Here is a 20,539-nt window from a genome sequence, read left to right as displayed (position 1 = left end):
TAACAAGGGGCGAATAGCGTCTCTTGCGTCGTTTCGTGATGCGTCGGCCTTCCCGGTGCATCGGCAAGGAGGTCGGCTTGCCCCACCCGGGTTCCGATGAGACGAGCATCAGCCACACAAGCCTGAACAGGCAGGCGGGAGAGTTCCGCGACCAGGGAGACGCGCTGGAGACGGCGCTCACCCGCGCCATGGCCGGCCTTCGGGACCTGGGGAACTTCTGGGGCGGCGACGACGCCGGCCGTACGTTCGCGGGGACCGAGGAGGGCAAGGGCTACCGGGCGGCCGTCAAGGAGGCGGCAGAGCACGTCGCGCATGTCAGGGACGGCTACCGTGCCATCGGCGCCAATCTCGACGCGATGGCGCTGAACATCGGCGGGGCGGACTGGGCGTCCGTCGCCGCCCTCGTCACCGAGATCAAGGGGCCGGAGGTCGCGGTCCCCGTCACGGAGGCGGAGCTGAGATGAGCCGCGCCCTGGGCTTCGTCAAGGCCCATCCGTTCGGGACCGCGATGGGCATCGGCTCGGTGGGCAGCGCCGCGTTCGTCACGTCGACGCTCGCCGTCGAGTGGCCGGAGGGGGATCCCGGCAGGCTGCGTGAGGCCGCCGAGATCTGGGAGGGGCTCGCCGCCGCGATCGAGCGGACCCGCGGCGACGCGAACGACGCGGTGGCGGGGGTGCTCGCGAACAACTCGGGCCCGGCGGTGGACGCGTTCAGGAACATGTGGACCGGCAGGTTCGCCGCCTATCCCGGTGACATCGCCACCTACTGCCGGGCGGTGGCCAAGGCGTGCCGGGAGTACGCGAAGGCGGTGGAGATCACCCGCTATGTGCTCATCGTTCTCGCGGTCCAGATGCTGGTGAACATCCTCTTCACCGTGGCCTGGGGGTGGGGCACCGCGGGAGTCGGCTCCCTCGTGCAGAAGCAGATCATCGAGAAGGCGTTCAGGGGACGGGCGATCCTGCAGAAGAAGCTCTTCAAGCTGAGCGTCGAGAAGATCATCTACAACTCGTTCTATTACCTGGGCGACAGCCTCGGGTACGCGGGCGGCCAGCAGATCATCCAGTGGAGCATCTTCGAGATCGCCGGTGTGAAGAAGGACTTCAACGGCAACGAGGTCACCTCCCTGGGCGAGAACGCGGTGCAGTTCGGGCGGGGTTTCGGGGCGAACATGGCCTTCAACGGCGTCTACGACCTGACCAAGGTCGCCGGTGTGCCCGTCGGTCCCACCGCCAACCTGCTGTCCCGGCTCACCGGATCCGCCATGTACACGGTGATCGACAACGCCCTGCAGGGCGAGCCGGCCGCTCCGACCCTGGAGCAGTGGATCGCCAAGATCATCGCTCACGGCGCGCGGACGGCGAAGCCGGTTCAGCCCCCCAAGAGCGCGGGCCCGTGATCGGGAGGGGCAGTGCGGAGCGGGGCGCCCGGTGACGGGCGCTCAAGGACAACGGCATCGGGGCAGGAGAACGAGAAGACAGGAGACAGCGCATGATGCCGTTCTCGCCGACCGGTGATCCGGACGCCGACCGTGTCCTCGCCGGTCTTCAGGAGCACATGAGCCGGGCGGAGGAGGTCGGACAGCGGCTGGCCGAGTTGCGGGGACGGGGCGAGGCGGCGGACGGCCACGTGCGGGTGGAGGTCGGCGCGACCGGGGCCCTGGCCGACCTGTACATCGATCCGAGGGCCATGCGCCTCGGCTCCGCCGCGCTCGCCGAGGCCATCATGGAGGCGGTCGGACGGGCGACGACGGCCGCGACCGAGACGGCCGACGAGCTGATGGCTTCTCTGCTCGCCCCCTTCGAGCTTTCCGAGACCTGAGACCCCCGCCGGCTGAACGGTTCGTGGCTGAGCTGTTCGTGGGCAGGACCAGCGGGCCGGCGCGCGGGGGCACGGGGCACGTGTCCGGGACCGGACCAGGGGCTTCGCGCCGCTCCGCCGGGTTCGGTCGCGCCGCGACGCCGGGTGGCATCGCGTGGCGGACCGAGACAGCGGATGCGCGGTGGAGATCTACGTGGTGGAGATCTAGGCGGTGGAGATCGCCGAGAGAGCGCTCTATCGTTTGCTCATGCGCCTCCGCGATATCCACATTTATCCCCTTAAGTCGGCTTCAGGTATGCCGGTGGAGCGCGCCACCATCGAGCCCTGGGGGCTTGCCGGGGACCGTCGCTGGGCTGTCATCGGAGACGACGGCGAGAACCTCTGGCTGGGCGAGTTCCCGCGCATGCTCTCCGTGACGGCTCGGAACCTGCCGGACGGCGGGCTCTCCCTGGCCGCCCCGGGGCTGCCGGACCTCGTGGTGCCGCCCGCGTCCGGGCCCGGCGTCCCTGTGGGTTTCACAGGCCTGGATCGCGCGGTCGCGGCCCACGAGACGGCGCACGCCTGGTTCACCGAGCTGCTCGGACTGCCCGCCCGCCTCGTCTGGCTGGACGACCCCCGGCGCCGCTCCATCGACCCGGCGCACGGAGGACTGCCGGGAGAGGTGGTCAGCTTCGCCTGGGACGCGCCCCTGCTGCTGACGTCGGCGGCGTCACTCCGGCGGCTCGACGAGTGGATCGCCGCCGGGGCGGAGGAACGCGGTGAGGAGACCCCCGGCGCCCTGGACATGGCACGCTTCCGGCCCAGCGTGGTCGTCGAGGGCGCCGAGCCGTACGAGGAGGACGGCTGGGCCGAAGTGCGCATCGGCGACGTCGCCTTCCGGGTGTCGGAGATCTGCGACCGCTGCGCGGTCACCACCATCGACCCGGACACCTGGGTGAAGGGGAAGGAGCCGATCCGCACCCTGGCCAGGCACCGCAGGTGGGACGGCAAGACCTGGTTCGGCATCCGGCTGGTCCCCCGCGCGCCGGGCGAGATCGGCGTCGGAGACCCGGTCACCGTTCTGTCCCGGACCTCCTGACCCCCGCGGAGCCTCCCGTACGGCGCCGTCCCGGCGCGTCCGCGTCCCGAGGGGAGAACCCGGAGCGGCACCCGGTCAGGAGCCGGTGAGGCGGCGCAGCGCGTCCCGCACCTTCGCCGGGTCGGTGGTGCGCCAGAACGGGGGCAGCGAGCCCAGCAGGAAGCCGGCGTAGCGAGCGGTGGCCAGGCGCGGATCGAGGACCGCGACCACGCCCCGGTCGTTCATCGACCGCAGCAGCCGGCCCGCGCCCTGGGCGAGGAGCAGCGCGGCGTGCGTGGCGGCGACGGACATGAAGCCGTTTCCGCCCTTGGCGGCGATGTGGCGCTGCCGGGCCGACGCGAGCGGGTCGTCAGGGCGGGGGAACGGGATCCGGTCGATGATCACGAGGGTGAGCGAGGGGCCGGGGACGTCCACGCCCTGCCACAGCGACAGGGTGCCGAAGAGGCAGGTCGCCGGATCGGCGGCGAACTGCTTCACCAGCAGCGACGTGGAGTCGTCGCCCTGGCAGAGCAGCGGCACGTCCAGCCGCTCGCGCAGCGCCTCGGTCGCGGCCTTGGCGGCCCGCATCGAGGAGAACAACCCCAGCGTGCGCCCGCCCGCCGCCTCGATCAGCTCGGCGATCTCGTCGAGGTACGCCTCCGGGAGGCCGTCGCGGCCCGGCTGGGGGAGGTGCTTGGCGACGTACAGGATGCCGCTGCGCGGGTGGTCGAACGGAGAGCCGACGTCGAGGCCGGTCCAGTCGTCGCCGATGCCCCACTGCCGGGCCATGCCGTCGAAGGAGCCGCCGAGGGCGAGTGTCGCGCTGGTGAGGATCACCGTACGGTCGCCGAAGAGCTTGTCGCGGAGCATCCCGCCGACCGACAGCGGGGCCACCCTGAGCGTCGGCGGCACCCGGCCGTGCCCGGCGTCCAGCCAGACCACCTCGGCGCGGTCGGCCTCGGACTCGGCGCCGAAGGCGTCGAGCATGCGCTGGGCCGTGTCGTGGACCTCGTCGAGCGCGGTGAACGCCGCCTTGCGCGCGCCCGCGTTCTCGGGGTCGTCCTTGTCCTTGTTGCGCGGGCCGAGGGCGGTGATGCACGCGAACGCGGCGTCTCTGACGAGCGCGAGGGTGAGCCCGAGGGACTGGGGGAGCTCGTCGACCCGCCCGGGCGGCGCCGCCGCGAGCAGGGCGCCGAGATCCTCGCCGGCCTCCTTGAGGCGGTCGGCCAGGCCCTGGTCGAGCAGCCTGCTCGCCCGGCGGACCGCGAGCGCGACGGTGGCGTCGGACAGCTCGTCGGTGACCACGGAGGTCACCCGGTCGACCAGCTCGTGCGCCTCGTCGACCACCACCACGTCGTGCTCGGGCAGGACGGGGAAGTCCTCCATGGCGTCGATCGCCAGCAGCGCGTGGTTGGTGACCACGACGTCCGCCTCGCCGGCTCGCTGCCTGGCCAGCTCGGCGAAGCACTCGGCGCCGCTCGGGCACCGCTGCGCGCCCAGGCACTCCTTGGCGTTGACGGAGAACTGCCGCCAGGCGAGGTCGCTGACGCCGGGGACCAGCTCGTCCCGGTCACCGGTCTCGGTCTCGTTCGCCCACTCCTGGATCCGCTGGACCATCCGTCCGGTGGCGCTCACCTCGCGCGGGTCGAAGAGCTGGTCGTCCTCGTCGTCGGGCATGCCCGCGGCGGTCTTGTGGCGGCAGAGGTAGTTGCGCCGCCCCTTGAGGATCGCGAACTCGGGCTTGTGCGGCAGGTGCGGTTCCAGCGCCTCCGCCAGCCGGGGCAGGTCGCGGTCGACGAGCTGGCGCTGCAACGCGATCGTGGCGGTCGACACGACGATCGCCTCGCCGGTCTCCATCGCGTGCCTTATGGCGGGGACGAGGTAGGCGAGCGACTTTCCGGTGCCGGTGCCCGCCTGGACGGCCAGGTGCCGCTCGCTCTCCACCGACTCCTGTACGGCACGCGCCATCGTGACCTGACCAGGCCGCTCGGCGCCTCCGAGGCCGGTCACCGCCACGGTGAGCAGCTTGTCGACAGGGGGCAGCGCGATCTTGGAATCACTGGATGGCACGGGAGAACGCTACCCGCTGCCGCCGACATCCGCGGCCCGACGTCCTGCCCGGCGGCCCCACAGCCGGGGCTCCAGGCGGGACGTCGGCACGGCTTCCCGCGCTTCCTCCCGCGCTTCCTCCCGTGCTGCCTCCGGCGCCGTTCCCAGGTCCGTCTCCTGCGGGAGCGTGGGCCGGTTCGCCGGCCGGTTCGGGGCGGTCTCTCGGTGGTCTCGCGGTCGTCCCGCGGTGGTCTCTCGGAGGTTCGTGACATGCGCGGCGATCCCGCCATGCTCCGTGACGGCGCCACCACATCCCGGCGTTCCCGGTCCGGCCGGGCGGGGCGCGTGGCACACTGACGGGCGAACTCTTCATGGTCAAAAGTGATCTACCCGTCGGGGGGCGGCGGCTCCGAGGCGGCACCGGAACAGGCGTTACTGTAGGGATTCCCGTGGTCGAGTGGACGGATAAGGGCAGGTAAAGGCACTATGTCTGCCATGTCGGAAGTTGTCCCACTGCCATCGTTCGGTGAGGTGTTCTTCGACGCACGTGGTCAGGACCGCGTGCTCCGGGTCACCTGGCATGAGGGAACGCTGGTCCTGAGCCTCTGGCGGGGCGAGATGTGCACCGCCAGTTTCCGCATGCCCATGGACGATGTCGGGCGCCTCATCGACACCCTCGATGACGGTTTCACGGAAGCGGGCGGCCAGTACGCCGAGGAGCCGGGAACCGGCCCGTTGAGCCAGATCGACACGGGCGAATACCCGGGAACGGGCCAGTACACCCGCCCGCAGCTCGGCGAGACGCCCGGCCAGGGATACCCACCCCAGCCGGGGCAGGGAGGGTACGGCGCGCCCGGCCAGGGCGCCGGGCCGTACCAGCAGGAGTCCCAGGCCGCCGCGTACGGGCAGCCGGGGCCGGACGCCGGCTACGGCCAGCCCGACGGGGCTTACGGGCAGCCTGACGGGGCTTACGGGCAGCCTGACGGGCGCTACGGACCCGACGGCGGTTACGGACCCGATGGCGGCGGTTACGGCCGCCCGGACGCGGGCTACGACCAGCCCGACGCCGGCTACCCCGAGAGCGGCTACGGTCAGCAGGACGGCGGGTACTCCCAGGGCGGCCCCGACTACGGACGCCAGGGGAGCGACTACGGCCGGCCGGAGCCGGAGTACGGCCGCCCCGCCGCCGACTACGGCCAGCACGATCCCGAGTACGGCCGCCCCGGTCCGGGTGCCGACTACGGGCAGCAGGATCAGGACTACGGGCGTCCGGGTCCGGACTACGGCCAGCACGACCAGGACTACGGCCGCCCGGGGCCGGACTACGGTCAGCAGGACCCCGATTACGGTCAGCGGGCGCCGTACCAGCAGGAGCCCGCTCCCGCGGCGCTCGGCCCGAACGACGTCCTCGTCGCGAGGGGCAACCCCGGCAGGGATCGGCGTGCCGCCGCCCCCGCCGACAGCGTTCCTCGAGAGAACCTGATCGTCGGCGACTCCCTGCCCTACGACCCGACCCCGCCCGCGTACGGCCAGTACGAGACGGGCCAGTACGACCGGGACCAGTACGAGACCGGCAAGTACGGCAGGGACCAGTACGAGCAGGGGGCGCGGGACTACGACGCGCCGTCCCGCCCCGGGGACCCCTCCCAAGGCTCGTACGACCCGGGGGAGCCGGTGTACCAGTTCCCCTCGCCGGTGCCGGGCCGTCCGGCCTACCGGTTCGATCCCGAGCCCTACCCGCCCCAGGGGCAGCAGGGACGGGGAGAGCAGCAGCCGCACCAGGCCCAGCCGGGCCAGCAGGCTCCGCACGGGGGAGTGGACCCGAACGACCCGCTGGGCCTCGGCGCCCCGGGCGGGCGGCAGAACGACCCGCGCCAGACCGACCCGTCGCTGACCCGCCCGTACATCCAGGACTCGATCTACAGCACCGGTGAGCGGGTGCGCCCCGAGCAGCGGGACGAGCGCGACTGGTGAGTGAGGGGACCGTCCGGCTCCCGTGACGGCCGCGAGGGTACGCTCGACGGTTGATGGACATCTCGACGGTGGCCGGACTGGTCCTGCTGGCCGCCGGCGCGCTCGTGGTCGCCGCCATCGCCCGAAGGCGGGACCTGTCGGCGCCCTTGCTGCTGGTGATCGTCGGACTGGTCCTGTCGTATGTGCCGGGCGTGCCCGAATACCGGCTCGACCCCGAGATCGTCCTGCTGATCTTCCTGCCGCCCCTGCTGTACTCGGCGGCGCTCGACAGCTCCTATCTACGGCTGCGCGACACGGCACGGGCGGTCAGCCTGCTTTCCGTGGGCCTGGTGCTGTTCACGACGGTCGTGATCGGCGTGGTAGCGCACCTGATGATCCCGCAGCTTCCGCTCGCGGCCGCGCTCGCGCTCGGGGCCATCGTGGCGCCGCCGGACGCCGTCGCGGCGGTCGCCATCGCCCGCAGGCTCGGCCTTCCGCGCAGACCGCTCACCATCCTCATCGGCGAGAGCCTGTTCAACGACGCGACCGCTCTGACCGCCTTCCGGGTCGCGGTCGGCGCGGTGGTCGGGACCGGCGTCGGGCTCCTCGAAGCGGGCGGGGAGTTCCTCTACTCCGCCGGAGTGGGCGTGGCCATCGGCCTCGCCATCGCGTACGCCGCCGGGATGGTCCTGCGCAGGATCACCGACGCGCTCGTCACCAACGCCATGTCCCTGCTGCTGCCGTACGGCGCCTACGTGGCGGGGGAGTCCGTGCACGCCTCCGGGGTGATCGCGGTGGTGATCGTGGGGCTCTATCTCGGCTACCGGATGAGCCACTCGTCGTACGGCACCCGGCTCCTGTCCAACGCGGTCTGGCAGGTGGCCGACTTCATCCTGGAGTCGATCGTCTTCATCCTCATCGGCCTCCAGCTCCGGCCGATCGTGCGCGGGCTGGCCGGTGAGAGCACCGCCCGGATCCTGACGTACGCGCTGATCCTGCTGCTGGTGGCGGTGGTGGCGCGGGTGGTCTGGATGATCCCCACGACGTACCTGCCGCGCATCCTGTCCAAGCGGGTCAGAAGGCGCGAGCCCGTGCCGCCGACGTGGCGGCACGTGGCGATCCTGAGCTGGGCGGGGATGCGCGGCGTGGTCTCGCTCGCCGCCGCGTTCGCGCTGCCGCAGGACTTCCCGGAACGCAACCTGCTGCTGTTCGTGACCTTCGTCATCGTGATCGGCACGCTGGTCGTGCAGGGGCTTTCGTTCCCCTGGCTGATCAGGAAGCTGGGCGTGTCCAACGAGCGTGAGCGCTACCAGGACGACCTGCACGAGGCCGCCGCGCAACAGGCGGCCGCCGACGCGGCGCTGGCCAGGCTGGACGAGATGATCGCCGAGGGGGTGCTCGACGTCCACGAGGAGGTCGTCGAAGTCCTGCGGGCCCGGACCGAGCGCAGGGCGATGCACGCCTGGGAGCGGCTGGGCGGCGGCACCGGGCCGGAGGGGGAGGAGACGCCCGCGTCGCTCTACCGCCGCCTCCGACGGGAGATGATCGACACGGAGCGGGAGGTGATCATCCGCCTCCGCGACGAGCGCCGGATCGACGACGAGGTGCTGCGGAGGATGATGCAGGAGCTCGACTTCGAAGAGGCCACCCTCGTCCGCGACTGATCACGACCTCCCGGGCCCGCCGGACGCGATGACCGGCACCGGATCGTGCCGGTCATTCCCCGGTACGTCCGTCAGCTCGCCGACGTGTCCATCAGATTGTCGAGGTAGCACCAGCGCCAGTTCTCGCCGGGCTGGAACGAGACGATCACCGGGTGCCCGGTGTCCCGGTAATGCGCCGTGGCGTGCCGTCCGGGGGAGGAGTCGCAACATCCCACGTGCCCGCAGTCCAGGCACTTGCGCAGATGGACCCAGTGCGCCCCGGTGGCGAGGCACTCGGCGCAGCCGTCAGGCGTCACCGGCGCCGGGCTGCCCGCGCTTCGCAGATGCTCACATGTCGACATATGTTCCTCGCTCTCTCCGGAGCTCTCCCGGAGCTCTCCCGGAACTCTCCCCGAGCTCTCTCCGGACCGCCCGACGGCCTGCCGGGCCCCGGAGCCCGGGGCGCGCCCGGCGGCGCTCCGGTCTCGCGGCCGGGCTCCGCGACCGACCTCATGGCTTCCCGGACTCACCGGCATGAACCGTCCGGAACCCTCCGCACAGCGAGTGCGGCGCGGCCGCCACCCCGGCCTCTTCGGGCCTGCCGAAGAATCTCCACTCTCCGGGAGATTTCCCATTAATCCTGATCCGAGTACCTGGAAAAGGTGTGCCTGGTCCCCGGGACGGATGCCGGTGTTCCCTGGGTCAGGCTTTCCTGTTTCCGGCATTCCATCATAACTAATGGGAAATAGGGCAAACTAATATATGTCTCATGGATGGGCACGAACCGGACCCCCGTTTCACGCTGGCCAACGAACGGACGTTCCTCACCTGGCTCAGCACCTCGCTCGCGATGAGCGCGGGAGGCATCGCGATGGCGGCGGTCCCCGCGAACATCTTCGTCGACTGGATCAAAACGCTCCTCGCCGTCGTGCTCGTGGTCTTGTCCGCCGTCACCGCTGTCATGGCCTATCCCCGATGGCGGCACGTCCAGCGCGCCCTGCGCCGTCAGGACCCCCTCCCACCGCCCGCCCTCGCGCCCCTCTTCGGGTACGGCGTGGCCGGGGTGGCGGTCATCGCCCTCGTCCTGATCCTTTTGGCATGACACCTCGCGAGAAGGGGACTCCCGAGGCCGAGCCGAACCCGAGCGACGCCATCTGGGACTCGGGACTCCAGAACGAGCGCACCCGGCTGGCCTGGGTCCGCACCGGCGCGTCCCTGTGTACGCTCGCCCTCGTCGCCACGGGCGTCACCGCACGGCACGGCATGGGCGGCGTCCCGCTGGCGGCCTTCGGCTTCGGCGCGCTCTGCGGCGCGGCGCTCCTCGCCCGCATCGGCGTCCGCTTCCAGCGCCTCCAGCGCGCGCTCCATCTCGATCTGCCGCTGAACTTCATGACCGACGCGCTGATCGCCTGGTGCGGAGTCCTGGCGGTCGTGGCGGGCGCCGTGGTCTTCGTGGCCTCCGTCTGAGCCGGCCCGCGAGCCGCGGGCCGGGGAGCGAACGGGAGACGGGGACCGGGAGCGAACAGGGACGGGAGGCGGCGCGGAGGTCAGTCCGCGGCCATGGCGATGGTCGCGGCGACCTCCTCGTGGCGCTCGGCCTCCTCCTTGGCGAACCGCTCCGCGTCGAGCTTGTCGGCGATCTCCTCGTCCTGCTTCATCAACGCTTCGAGGTTCTGCCCCGCCATGTCGAGGACGCCCATGTCGGCGTACGCCTGCTGGAGGCGCGGGCTCCACAGGCCGATGTCCTTCACGCACGGCACGATCCGGCTGAACAGCAGCGAGCGGAACAGCCGCAGGTACTCGGACTCGTCGACGCAGCGCATCGCCTCTTCGACGTCCTGCTTGGACAGGTCGAGGGCCTCCCACGTCTCGCGCCCGCGCAGCCGGTCGCGCATCAGGTAGCAGCCCTCGATCACGAAGTCCTCGCGCTCACGCCGCTCGGCCTCCGACAGGTTCTTGTAGTAGTCGCGCAGCGCCATCCGGCCGAACGCGACGTGCCGGGCCTCGTCCTGCATCACGTACGCGAGGATCTGCTTGGGCAGCGGCTTGGTGGTGAGGTCGCGCATGACGCCGAACGCCGCCAGCGCCAGGCCCTCGATCAGCACCTGCATGCCGAGGTACGGCATGTCCCACCGGGAGTCGCTCAGCGTGCTGTCCAGCAGGGCCTTGAGGTGCTGGTTGATCGGGTAGGCCAGCCCGACCTTCTCCTTCAGGAACCGGGCGTAGGTCTCGGCGTGCCGGGCCTCGTCCATCGTCTGCGTCGCGGCGTAGAACTTCGAGTCCAGATCGGGCACCGACTCGACGATGCGGGCCGAGCAGATCATCGCGCCCTGCTCGCCGTGCAGGAACTGGGAGAACTGCCAGGCCGCGCCGTGCAGCCGCACGTCCTGGCGCTGCTTCTCGTCCATCCGCTCCCACAGGGGAGTCCCATAGATCGCGATCGTGTTGTCGGGCATGCCGAGCACGTTGTACGGGTCGACCTCGAGGTCCCAGTCGATACGCTTGACCGAGTCCCACTGCTTGTCCTTGCCCTTCTGGTAAAGGGCGAGCATCCGATCCCGGCCGTCGTCGTACTCCCAGGTGAAGCGGGCCGAACCGGCCATCTCCACATCCCATGTGGAGAGTTCGGTGGGGATGGTGTAAAGCTCGTGGGTCGACACGTTGACCTCCCGTCTACGTACACCGTACGTACCGCCACCGTGTCACGTACGCTGTACGTCGTCAATGGGGTGGGGGGAGAATCGCTACATGTCGACCCTGAACCGGGCTCTGAGCCGGGCGAGAATCGTCGCCGCCGCCGTGGATCTCATCGAGCGCGAGGGAGCCGACGCGATCTCGATGCGCCGGATCGCGGCCGAGCTCGGCGTCGGGGTCATGTCGCTCTACAACCACGTGCCGAACAAGTCCGCCCTGCTCGACGGCGTGGCCGAGGCCGTGCTCTCGGAGATCGAGTTCACCGACGACCCGTCCGCCCACTGGACCGAGCGGGTCCGGATCCAGGCCAGGGCGTTCCGCCAGATCGCCCACCACTACCCGCGCTGCACGATGGTCGTGGTCAGCCGCCAGCTCCGCTCCCCGGCCGGGATGATCCCCGCCGAGAGGGCGCTGGCCACCCTGCGCGCGGCCGGTTTCCAAGGCGGGGAGGCGGTGCGGATGCTCCGGATGTTCATCGCCTACATCGTCGGCTCACTGCTCCGCGAGGTCGGGGTGACGCCCACGTTCGCGCCCGTACGGCCGGACGTTCCCGTGGCCGAGGCCGACCCCGCCCTGTTCCCGGAACTGTGCGCGGGCGCTCCGGAGCTCACCGCCTGCGACCACGAGGCGGAGTTCGAGTTCGGGCTGGAGCTGCTCGTACAGGCCATGGCCGTACGGCTCGGCGAGCGCGGCCTGACCGGCCGCGAGCAGGCGTGACATCACCCGGAACGCCGGCGAGCGCCGCCTCTCGGCGAACTCGACGGCGCTCACCGGCCCGCCGGTCGGCGACGGTTCCGCCCGTCGGGCGGAGCCGTCGCCGGTGCGCCGGTCGACGTGGCAGGGGCGGCGCCGTCCGTGTCGAGACCTCGGCAGACCTCAGTAGACGTCGAAGATGACGTCGACCCAGTAGTTGCTGGATTGATAGGTGTTGACCGGGAAGGTGTTCGTGGCGCTGTAGCTGTACACGCCGTTGCCGCTTTGCACGCCGCTCGCGAGCCCGATCAGGGGTTCGTTGGTGTATTGCGTGCCGAAGTACGGGCGCGTCACGGAGTAGTTGCCGGATGTCGTGTGGTAGGAGGCGACATACGTGGTGTTGGCGGTGATGGGGACCGGTGAGTCGAAGAACACCTTCTGCCAGCCGGAGGCGGTCTCCCCGATCGATGTCGTGCTGGCGAGCAACTGGCCGCCGCTCGTCCAGAGGCTCACGGTGTGGGTCCCTGTGTTCTGCGGTCCCTTGTAGAACCGGATGCCCCGGATGCTGCCGCCGGCGAGCGACGAGAATTTGACGCCGAGTGCCACGGGCGCCGGGTCGGGTTGGGTCACGACCGCCGGGACCGCCGCGTCGTCCCAGAGGCTGGCCGAGGGGGAGAACACCACGTCGACCCAGTAATTGGTGGCCTGGTAGGTGTTGGTGGGGAACGTGTTCGACGAACCGTATATGTAGACGCCGTTGCTCCCCTGGGTGCCGTCTTGTGGACTGACAAGCGGTCCGTTGGCGTAGTCGTCGGTGAAATAGGAGTTGGTCGTCGAGTAGTGTCCCGACGGCGTGAAGTACGTCACGACATAAGTGGTGTTGGCGACGATCGAGACCGGGCTCGAGAACGTCACCTGCTGCCACCCCGACGATGTTTCGTTGGTGAACGTCGCACTGGCGAGCAACTGCCCGCTGCTGGTCCACAGGCTTCCGATGTGGGTTCCCGTGTTCTGGGCGCCCTTGTAGAAGCGGACACCGGTGACCATGCCGGTCGTCACCGCCTGGAACTTGACACCGAGTGTGACGGCCTGGGGGTCCGAGCTCGATGGGACCGCGGGGATATACGAGTCGTCCCACAGGCTGCTCATCGGGACGAACAGCACGTCCACCCAGTAATTACTCGAATTATAGGTGTTGGTGGGGAACGAGCTTGTCGCGCCATAGCTGTAGACGCCGTTGCCGCCCCCCGCGCCGTTCGCCAGGGCCGTGAGCGGCCCGTTCGTGTGCGGAGTGGTGAAGTACGGACGTGTCACCGAATAGTGTCCCGACGGAGCGAAATACGAGGCGACATATGTCATGCCGGCGGTGATGGGGACAGGCGTGGAGAAGGTCACCTGCTGCCACCCGCTCGACGTCTCGCTGGTGAACGTCGCGCTCGCCAGGAGCTGGCCGCTCGAACTCCAGAGATTGCCGGTGTGCGTTCCCGTGTTGAGCGCGTCCTTGTAGAACCTGATGCCCCTGATGACGCCCGCCTGGCTCGCCTGGAACCTCACCCCGAGTTCCAGCGAGATGGGATCGTTGACCGTTTCCGCCGGCACGTCGGTGGGCGAGAAGATCGTGCAGGCGTTGCACGACGGGACCACCGTGACGTTCACCGTCGTCGGAGTGGGCTGGAGGTTGCCGATGTCGTCGACGGCTCGGACGCTGATCGTCACGGGGCTGGCGGCCGTGGGCTCCCAGCGGTACTGCCAGTTCGTGCGGCCCGTCGCCGGATGCCACGTGGAGCCGCCGTCGACCGACACCTCGACGCCCGCCACCACACCGCCACCGGTGTCGGAGGCGGTTCCCTGGATGACGGTGGTCGTCAGGGTGTCCACCGTGATGCCGCTCGCCGGGCTGGTGATGGTGGACGTCGGGGGGCTCGTGTCCGTCGACGCGGTGGCAGGGACGAGTCCGGGCTGGAGGCTGGCCGGCTGGGCTCCCATGTCGGCGAGCAGGTTGACCGTGGCCTGTTGCATGTTGATGTTGGTGGGCGACCCGGCCCTGTCGTGCACGGCGTCGAGACCCCACGCCCACTGGGTGGTGCCCGCACCGAAGGTCAGCGCGCCGTTCGAGGCTTTGTACAGGGTCAGAGAGTGGGTCGCGGTGCCGGGGCCGTACGCGCTGCCGAAGTTGATCAGGTACCTGCCCGGCACGGAGACGGACGACCGTGAATATCTGACCGGTCCCGGCGGTTCCACGCCGTTGTCGGGCGTCACGTCCCACTCGTAGCCGAGCGTGCCGGCGGGGAAGACAGCGGTCTGGCCCGGCTGCAACGTCGCGATGGACGTGTTGCGCCACAGCCGCATGTTGCCGAACTCCGCCGGGACGGTCATCGAGTCGTTCGACACGCCGTTCACCCGGAACCACGTGCCGGTCACCGCGTTCTCCGGCCGTCCGCCGTCCGAGGGCGGCGAGAAACGGGGGTCGCGCCAGGTGCCGGTCCACTGGGGGCTCGGGTCGATCTTGGCGTTGGCCAGCGTCTCCTTGTAGCAGACGAGCGTGCGGAACGGCGTGGCCGACCCGTCGATGCTGCTCTCCCACCTGGTCTTCCAGAACATCTCGTTCCCGGAGAAGAAGGCGAGGTTGACCCGCTGGTTCTGGGCGGCCACGACGTTGTTGCGCATCTCGTTGGACCAGTACTCGTCATGGCCGCTGGACATGTACATCTTGTGGTTGAGCAGCAGGGCGGGACGGCTGGCGGTGTCCACGTCGGTGGTGTAGCTGACGTCGTAGCCGTTGGCCTCGATCCATCGGATCATGGGGTACTCGGAGTCGAAGAAGTAGCTCTCCACCGAACCGTTGCAGCAACTGCTGCCCCGCGTGGTGACCGGCCGGTTGTAGCTGACTTTGAAGGCGCGCCCGGCGGAGGTGGGCGCCATGTAGAGGCTCCCGCCGCCCCAGGTGTTGTACGCCTGCCAGGTGGCGTCGGAGGTCTGCAGCAGGATGTCCGATCCGCGCTCGTCGTCCCGCACCACGAAGATGATCTGGCTCGCGCCGGTCGTGCCGTCGGTCCTGACCAGGTTGGCGAGATAGACGCCTGAGACCGCGGTGGAGGGCACCGCCCACGATGCCGAAACGGCCCAGTTCCCGCAGTCGTACAACCCGGTCGACGTGTCGCTGACGCAGGCCGGCTGGGTCTGGGGCAGGGCCGCCGAGGGGCTGATGGTCGTGATCTGCCGCGCACCGTCGCCCCCGTAGTAGCCGACACGGTAGATGTCGACGCGATAGGCGGTCGCGTTCGTGTTGACCTTGAACTGGATCGTCTGCCCGTGGTCGACGCTCATCTGCGTCGCGAACCCCTGGATGTTGCTGCTGCCCGCACCGGGGATGTCCCACTGGCTCGGCGGGGTGCCGGGCAGACTGTTCTCGATGCAGATGACCGAGGTCGGCGGGCAGGCCGCCTGGAGCGCGCGGGTGCGGGCGCCGCCGCTCTTGGATGCCGGGCCTCGGGCCGCCTCCCGGCGCAGGGCCGTCGCGAAGCCGGTCTTGCGCGCCTCGTCGCGACTCCATGCCGCGGGCAGCTCGGTGCCGGCGCCGGCCGCCGTACTCGTAGGGGGAACAGGCCCGCCCCGCGCCGCCCGCTCCGCGGAGGAGGAGGACGAGTCCAGCAGGGTGATGGCCACGATCAGGCCGAGACCGAAGGCGATCAGGAACGCCCGGAGCAGTCGCCGGTCGGATGACGTCTTTTTCGCAGATTCTGGCATTCGCATTCCCATTCGCACTGCCCGCCGCGGCTGAGAGGCGAATGGAAACGAACCGGGCCGGCGGCGGACGTATGGTTTACGCGAGAAGCTCGGAGGGTTTCCCGCATTGGGGGATGGGTCTTCTCCGGAAAGCCGTTCTTCCGGTTGATCGGATCGCGGAGGACCGGTCGGGGTGACGTGGGCCGGGGAGCCGTGGGAGCCGGTCACGTCGTCGTAGCGGATCTCACGGCTCCCCGCGTGGAACCGGAGCGCTAGGTGATGTCGAACACCACGTCGACCCAGTAATTGCTGGACTGGAAGGTGTTCGTGGGGAACGTGTTGGTGGCGCTGTAGGTGTAGACGCCGTTCCCGTCCTGGTCGCCGTCCCGGAAGGCGATCAGCGACCTGTTGCTGTATTGGGAGGTGAAGTAGCGGCGCGTTACCGAGTAGTTTCCCGATGTCGTGAGGTACGAGGCGACATAAGGGGTGTTCGCGGTGATGGGGACGGGGGCGGGGAAGTTCACCTGTTGCCAGCCGGTCGCGGTCTCGTTGGTGAAGGTCGCGGTGGCGAGTTGCTGGCCGTTGATGGTCCACAGAGTCGCGGTGTGGGTGCCGGTGTCGAGCGGCCCTTTGTAGAACCGGATGCCCCTGATGGCGCCGGCGGCGACGGCCTTGAACTTCACGCCCAGCACCACAGCCTGCGGATCGTTCTGCGTTGTGACCGCCGGCGGTGTGGAGTTGCTCCACAAGCCGGCCGACGAGACGAAGACCACGTCCACCCAGTAGTTGGTGGACTGGAAGGTGTTCGTGGGGAACGTGTTGGTGGCGCTGTAGGTGTAGACGCCGTTCCCGCCCTGGTCGCCGTCGGCCAGCGCGACCAGCGGATCATTGTTGCGCGCGGACGTGAAGTAGGAGCGGGTCACCGCGTAGCCTCCGGATGTCGTGTGGTACGAGGCGACGTAGACGGTGCCCGGGGTGATGGGGACGGGGGCGGGGAAGTTCACCTGCTGCCAGCCGGTCGCGGTCTCGCCGGTGAAGGTGGCGGTGGCGAGTTGCTGGCCGTTGCCGGTCCACAGGCTCGCGGTGTGGGTGCCGGTGTTGCTCGCTCCCTTGTAGAAGCGCATGCCGGTGACCGTTCCGGCTGTGGTCGCCTTGAACTTCACCCCGAGCACCACTGCCTGCGGATCGCTGGACGACGCCACGGCAGGGGTCGCCACGCTGTCCCAGAGGGACGCGGTCACCACCTGCGTGATCGGCGCCGACTTGCTGGGGGCGAAGTGGATGATCGCCTCGTTGTCGGGTGTGTTCCCGCCCAGATAGACGGCCGTGATCGAGTGTTGTCCCGCGGAGAGTGACGACGTCGTGTAGGTGACCGACCCGACGCTCTGGTCGAAGACGATCGCGAGCACGGTCGTGCCGTCCTTGAAGGCCACCTGGCCGGCGGGAACGACGGAGCCGCTGACCGCGCTGACGGTCGCGGTGAACGTCACCGGCTGCCCCTGCGCCGAGGGGTTCTGCGAGACGCTGAGCGTCGTGGTGGTCGGCGGGTCGTTCGGGACGGCGACGAGAGTGGGCGGCAGGTCGTTGTTCGTGCCCTGGATCTGGACGTCCGCGCTCAGGGCGAGGATCCGGCCGGAGATCGCCGCGCCGAAGGCGAGCGCGGCGGTGCCCTGCGTGAGGACGTTGCCGCGGAACGTGCAGTATTGCCCGAAGTTCGTGTTGCCGGTGAACTCCCAGAACACGTTGTTCGCCTGGGCTCCGCCGACCAGGTTGATGTTGCTGGTGTTCGCGGCGGCCAGTGTGCTTCCCCGGAAGATGAAGACCGCGTCCGGGTCGCTCTGCGCGTCGAGCGTCAGGGTGCCCGTGATCGTGAAGTTGCCGCTCGACGTGGTGTAGAGCCCCGGGGTCTGGGTCGTGCCGCCCAGCTCCGCGTTCACGTTCGTGGCCCCGCTCCGCCCGGCGATGTCGTTGTAGGCGGTCGTGGCGTCCGACCTCGCGTTCGCGGAGCTCGTGTCGTTGGTGTGGATGGTGCCGGTGACGGTGCCCGGGGGGAATCCGGAGATCGATCCACCGGGGCTGACCCCGAGGTCTCCCATGAGGCTGGTCTGGTTGACGTTCCGGACGAGGGTGGTGCCGAGGACGGCGTAGGACGACGCGGAGCCGAGGGTCACCGGCGCCTGGACGGCGGTGGCGGTGCCGGGCATGACGACGATGACCCCCAGCGCGAGGACCACGGCGATCGCGCCCGCGATCAGGGGGCGCCGGCGGGCGTGGAGGGCGTCGCGGACGGCGCGAGGCAGGAGGCGCGGGACGGCGTTCCGGACGCGTGTCCTCCGGGGTGTGCGGTTCGCGGGCTCCGCCGCGTCGGCCGCTGGGAGAGGGGCGTCGCGATTTGATGCGGACATACGACTCAACTCTTCATTCTTGCCGTTCCGGTCGCGTGACCGGATGCCGATGGCTGCAGAGATATGAAAAGGCGGCATTCGCCGTTGTCGGCCGCCGCTGATCGGCAGATAAGATCTTTCTATGCGCCGCCCGCGGACTTCGGGAGAATTGTGGCGGGTTGCGGTTGACCTCGACATTACCTCCGCGGAACCCCTGATCGCCAGGGGTGCGACCAGAGCAATCAATGTCATGGGGAATATGAAATCTCCCGACATTTCCGCATTTGGGATGCCAGGTCGGCGTCTGGTCGCCTTTCGTGACCATGAGAATGGCGCGATCACGGCAAGAGTGTGATCGGAAAGGAACGGCCCGGCGCGGGGCGGGGTGAATTCCGTTCGGCTTCATTAACGAGAGAGGGAAGGAGAACGGGCGGGCGGAGACGGCGGAAGTCCGTGACTGCCGGGCGGAGGATCGAAGGCCGCACCACAGGCGCCGCCGGAGAACATCACCGGAGGATGTCGCCGGAGGACGCCGAGAGAGGACACCGTGGGAGAACGTCACGGGAGGACGCCGAGAGAGGAGGCCGAGAGAGGAGGCCGAGGGAGGAGGCCGAGGGGGACGCCGTGGGAGGGCGCCGAGGGAGGAGGCCGAGGGAGGACGCCCTCCGTGATGCGCCGTCCGCAACGCCAGGGGAGTATCCGCCGCGCGGGATGAGGGCGACGGAAAACGTTGTGACAAGACGTCGCGCGGAAGGCCGAAAGGCAAGGGGAGGCGCCCGAGCCGCGGTCCCGGGCGCCTCCCGAGGAGTGGTCCCTTCCCCTGGTCACTCCTGATATATGAAATCCGGTCGCGGAGGTTCCACCATGCCCTTGCGACGCTTCATGACGCGTCACAGGACGACATCGCGGGTGGAAGCCCTCAGTACCAGTTGTGGGACCGGAAATGGCCCCATGCCCCGCACGGCGAGCCGTATCGGGACCTGATGTATTTCAGCCCCCATCTGATCTGGGTCAACGGGTTGAAGCGCCAGTCGACGCCGGTCCCGCTCATCTTGTTGCCGGGCAACGCCTGTGGGATCCCGTAGGCGCCGGAATACGGGTTCTCCGCCCGATGGTTCCAGCCGCTCTCCCTCGTCCACAGGCTGTCCAGGCACTGGAACTGGGTGCCCGGCCATGATCGGCGGGCCACGAGCCGGAAGGCGTACGCCTTGTTGAGGATCGCCGGCGCCGCGGTGCTCGCCTTGGGCTTGGCGGCCTTGGCGCTGGTCGTCCAGACGGCGGTGTGAACTCTCGTTATGCCGCTCTCGGAGGCGGCGTCACCCTGGAGCGCGGCCTTTTCGGCGGATCCCGCCACCGCGGGCGCCGCCGCGCTCCCCGCCGCGGTTTTCCCCGCGGTCGTCGCCTCCGCGGACGTCTCCGCGAGGGCCTGAGTCGTGGCGGCGGCGGTCTGCCCGGTCTGCTCCGCGTTGGCGGCGGTGCCGCTTCCCACGCCTCCGACCACCGAGACCGCGATCATCGCGGCCGCCGTGTTGCGTATCAGAACTCTGTTGCTGACTCTGTTGCTGTCCAATTCGGTCCTTGTCGTCGGGTCGCGTGCGGAACGGGGCGCACGGATGCGCCCGCCAGGCGGTCCATCACCCATGGCGTGGGCATGGCCGTCCGCTCGGCCTCACCGGATCCAACGTGCACTCCCGGGCAGGCGCCGCGACGGGTTCTGTAGCCGGATTGAAGTACGCCACCCCGCCCCGATCCGGTGAACTGCGACACGCTGCAGGAAGTTGTTTGCCGCCCGCCCGTGAACTTCTGGAGCTCCCGAGAGGACCCGCTGGCCGACCGGCGCCGGGGGAGGGGACGGCGGTTCCCGGATATTGACCGTGGCTTGGGGTTTGCCGCGCGCACCCGCTCTGACCAGCGCGTCCGCCGCCCTCTCGACCGTGGCGAGACCGCGCGGCGGCGGAACTTTTACCCGCTCCCGTCGCGCCTCCCCGAACGGTGTTCTGGGTAAAGTCGGCGTCATGAGCATTCTCGAGATCCCGGTGCGGACCCTGGACGGGGCGCCGACCACCCTTGGTGGCCTCCTCGGCGGACGGGCGGCCCTCGTCGTCAACGTCGCGTCGAAATGCGGGCTGACCCCGCAGTACGCCGGCCTCGTCCGCCTCCAGGAGACCTACGGCGGCCGCGGCTTCACGGTGGTGGGCGTGCCGTGCAACCAGTTCATGGGCCAGGAGCCCGGCTCGGCGGAGGAGATCCAGGAGTTCTGCTCCACCACGTACGGCGTGGACTTCCCCCTCCTGGAGAAGACCGACGTCAACGGCGACGGCAGGCACCCGCTGTACGCGTCGCTGACCGAGACCGCGGACGCGGAGGGCGCCGCGGGCGACATCCAGTGGAACTTCGAGAAGTTCCTGGTGGACGGCGCGGGCGAGGTGGTCGCGCGGTTCCGGCCGCGTACCGAGCCCGAGGCGCCCGAGGTCGTCGAGGCGATCGAGAAGGTCGCCACCGCCTGACGGGAGCCGGCGGCC

General features: G+C 69.7%; 16 protein-coding genes. 10 read left to right on the top strand and 6 right to left on the bottom strand.

Annotation, left to right across the window (positions count from 1 at the left end):
• The first annotated feature begins 77 nt into the window (after positions 1–77).
• The 4 genes from AWQ70_RS14695 (at position 78) to AWQ70_RS14680 (ending at position 2,896) form a co-directional block, all read left to right on the top strand.
• Positions 78–464, top strand: coding sequence for a hypothetical protein (locus AWQ70_RS14695; protein WP_067175792.1), 387 nt, complete (start codon positions 78–80; stop codon positions 462–464).
• Complete coding sequence (locus AWQ70_RS14690) at positions 461–1,396, top strand: WXG100-like domain-containing protein (RefSeq protein ID WP_067175789.1); 936 nt, start codon at positions 461–463, stop codon at positions 1,394–1,396. Before AWQ70_RS14695 ends, AWQ70_RS14690 begins: the two co-directional genes overlap by 4 nt.
• 92 nt (positions 1,397–1,488) lie before the next feature.
• Positions 1,489–1,818 (top strand): YbaB/EbfC family nucleoid-associated protein, encoded by a 330-nt coding sequence (locus tag AWQ70_RS14685; protein WP_067175786.1) that lies wholly within the window; start codon positions 1,489–1,491, stop codon positions 1,816–1,818.
• A 247-nt stretch (positions 1,819–2,065) separates the two neighbouring features.
• On the top strand, positions 2,066–2,896 hold the full coding sequence (locus AWQ70_RS14680) for an MOSC domain-containing protein (RefSeq protein WP_067175939.1): 831 nt from the start codon (positions 2,066–2,068) through the stop codon (positions 2,894–2,896).
• Positions 2,897–2,971: 75 nt separating this feature from the next.
• On the opposite strand, the gene AWQ70_RS14675 is transcribed toward AWQ70_RS14680, so the two are convergent.
• Positions 2,972–4,945 carry an ATP-dependent DNA helicase gene (locus AWQ70_RS14675; protein WP_067175783.1) on the bottom strand — a complete coding sequence of 658 codons (1,974 nt, stop codon included), beginning with the start codon at positions 4,943–4,945 and terminating at the stop codon, positions 2,972–2,974.
• A 474-nt stretch (positions 4,946–5,419) separates the two neighbouring features.
• Between AWQ70_RS14675 and AWQ70_RS14670 the strand changes: the two genes are divergently transcribed.
• Entirely contained in the window at positions 5,420–6,898 is a 1,479-nt protein-coding gene (locus tag AWQ70_RS14670) for a hypothetical protein (RefSeq protein WP_157530072.1), read from the top strand.
• A 53-nt stretch (positions 6,899–6,951) separates the two neighbouring features.
• Complete coding sequence (locus AWQ70_RS14665) at positions 6,952–8,541, top strand: Na+/H+ antiporter (RefSeq protein ID WP_067175778.1); 1,590 nt, start codon at positions 6,952–6,954, stop codon at positions 8,539–8,541.
• Between the two features lie 71 nt (positions 8,542–8,612).
• Here the strand turns inward: AWQ70_RS14665 and AWQ70_RS14660 are convergent, their stop codons facing one another.
• A complete protein-coding gene (locus tag AWQ70_RS14660; protein WP_067175775.1) occupies positions 8,613–8,882 on the bottom strand; it encodes a UBP-type zinc finger domain-containing protein in 270 nt (89 codons plus the stop codon).
• Between the two features lie 407 nt (positions 8,883–9,289).
• Here AWQ70_RS14660 and AWQ70_RS14655 point away from each other — a divergent pair, with 407 nt between their 5' ends.
• Entirely contained in the window at positions 9,290–9,622 is a 333-nt protein-coding gene (locus tag AWQ70_RS14655; protein WP_067175772.1) for a YidH family protein, read from the top strand.
• Positions 9,619–9,987, top strand: coding sequence for a DUF202 domain-containing protein (locus tag AWQ70_RS14650; RefSeq protein WP_067175770.1), 369 nt, complete (start codon positions 9,619–9,621; stop codon positions 9,985–9,987). Before AWQ70_RS14655 ends, AWQ70_RS14650 begins: the two co-directional genes overlap by 4 nt.
• Positions 9,988–10,067: 80 nt before the next feature.
• Here the strand turns inward: AWQ70_RS14650 and AWQ70_RS14645 are convergent, their stop codons facing one another.
• Positions 10,068–11,180, bottom strand: coding sequence for a ferritin-like domain-containing protein (locus tag AWQ70_RS14645; protein WP_067175767.1), 1,113 nt, complete (start codon positions 11,178–11,180; stop codon positions 10,068–10,070).
• An 88-nt stretch (positions 11,181–11,268) separates the two neighbouring features.
• On the opposite strand from AWQ70_RS14645, the gene AWQ70_RS14640 reads away from it, so the two are divergent.
• Positions 11,269–11,931, top strand: coding sequence for a TetR/AcrR family transcriptional regulator (locus AWQ70_RS14640; RefSeq protein WP_084517059.1), 663 nt, complete (start codon positions 11,269–11,271; stop codon positions 11,929–11,931).
• 159 nt (positions 11,932–12,090) lie between these two features.
• On the opposite strand, the gene AWQ70_RS14635 is transcribed toward AWQ70_RS14640, so the two are convergent.
• The 3 genes from AWQ70_RS14635 to AWQ70_RS37600 all read right to left on the bottom strand — a co-directional run bounded on the left by AWQ70_RS14635 (position 12,091) and on the right by AWQ70_RS37600 (position 19,587).
• Positions 12,091–15,654, bottom strand: a complete 3,564-nt coding sequence (locus AWQ70_RS14635) for a DUF4082 domain-containing protein (protein ID WP_067175764.1) — start codon at positions 15,652–15,654, stop codon at positions 12,091–12,093.
• A 251-nt stretch (positions 15,655–15,905) separates the two neighbouring features.
• Positions 15,906–18,038 carry a DUF4082 domain-containing protein gene (locus AWQ70_RS14630; RefSeq protein WP_067175762.1) on the bottom strand — a complete coding sequence of 711 codons (2,133 nt, stop codon included), beginning with the start codon at positions 18,036–18,038 and terminating at the stop codon, positions 15,906–15,908.
• An 898-nt stretch (positions 18,039–18,936) separates the two neighbouring features.
• Positions 18,937–19,587, bottom strand: a complete 651-nt coding sequence (locus tag AWQ70_RS37600) for an aggregation-promoting factor C-terminal-like domain-containing protein (protein ID WP_245646960.1) — start codon at positions 19,585–19,587, stop codon at positions 18,937–18,939.
• Positions 19,588–20,032: 445 nt separating this feature from the next.
• On the opposite strand from AWQ70_RS37600, the gene AWQ70_RS14620 reads away from it, so the two are divergent.
• Positions 20,033–20,524 (top strand): glutathione peroxidase, encoded by a 492-nt coding sequence (locus AWQ70_RS14620; RefSeq protein ID WP_067175756.1) that lies wholly within the window; start codon positions 20,033–20,035, stop codon positions 20,522–20,524.
• Positions 20,525–20,539: the final 15 nt, after the last annotated feature.

The sequence above is a fragment of the Microtetraspora niveoalba genome, from assembly GCF_001570405.1.
Lineage (GTDB): Bacteria > Actinomycetota > Actinomycetes > Streptosporangiales > Streptosporangiaceae > Microtetraspora > Microtetraspora niveoalba.
Note: the sequence above shows the minus strand (reverse complement) of the source record. Positions and strands in the feature narration are given on the sequence as shown.

What these genes read in the sequence shown, in the direction of transcription:
- AWQ70_RS14690 (WP_067175789.1), top strand. Translation starts at nt 461, where the DNA reads ATGAGCCGCGCCCTGGGCTTCGTCAAGGCCCATCCGTTCGGGACCGCG.
- AWQ70_RS14685 (WP_067175786.1), top strand. Translation starts at nt 1,489, where the DNA reads ATGATGCCGTTCTCGCCGACCGGTGATCCGGACGCCGACCGTGTCCTC.
- AWQ70_RS14680 (WP_067175939.1), top strand. Translation starts at nt 2,066, where the DNA reads ATGCGCCTCCGCGATATCCACATTTATCCCCTTAAGTCGGCTTCAGGT.
- AWQ70_RS14670 (WP_157530072.1), top strand. Translation starts at nt 5,420, where the DNA reads ATGTCGGAAGTTGTCCCACTGCCATCGTTCGGTGAGGTGTTCTTCGAC.
- AWQ70_RS14665 (WP_067175778.1), top strand. Translation starts at nt 6,952, where the DNA reads ATGGACATCTCGACGGTGGCCGGACTGGTCCTGCTGGCCGCCGGCGCG.
- AWQ70_RS14660 (WP_067175775.1), bottom strand. Translation starts at nt 8,882, where the DNA reads ATGTCGACATGTGAGCATCTGCGAAGCGCGGGCAGCCCGGCGCCGGTG.
- AWQ70_RS14655 (WP_067175772.1), top strand. Translation starts at nt 9,290, where the DNA reads ATGGATGGGCACGAACCGGACCCCCGTTTCACGCTGGCCAACGAACGG.
- AWQ70_RS14650 (WP_067175770.1), top strand. Translation starts at nt 9,619, where the DNA reads ATGACACCTCGCGAGAAGGGGACTCCCGAGGCCGAGCCGAACCCGAGC.
- AWQ70_RS14640 (WP_084517059.1), top strand. Translation starts at nt 11,269, where the DNA reads ATGTCGACCCTGAACCGGGCTCTGAGCCGGGCGAGAATCGTCGCCGCC.
- AWQ70_RS14635 (WP_067175764.1), bottom strand. Translation starts at nt 15,654, where the DNA reads ATGCCAGAATCTGCGAAAAAGACGTCATCCGACCGGCGACTGCTCCGG.
- AWQ70_RS14630 (WP_067175762.1), bottom strand. Translation starts at nt 18,038, where the DNA reads ATGTCCGCATCAAATCGCGACGCCCCTCTCCCAGCGGCCGACGCGGCG.
- AWQ70_RS14620 (WP_067175756.1), top strand. Translation starts at nt 20,033, where the DNA reads ATGAGCATTCTCGAGATCCCGGTGCGGACCCTGGACGGGGCGCCGACC.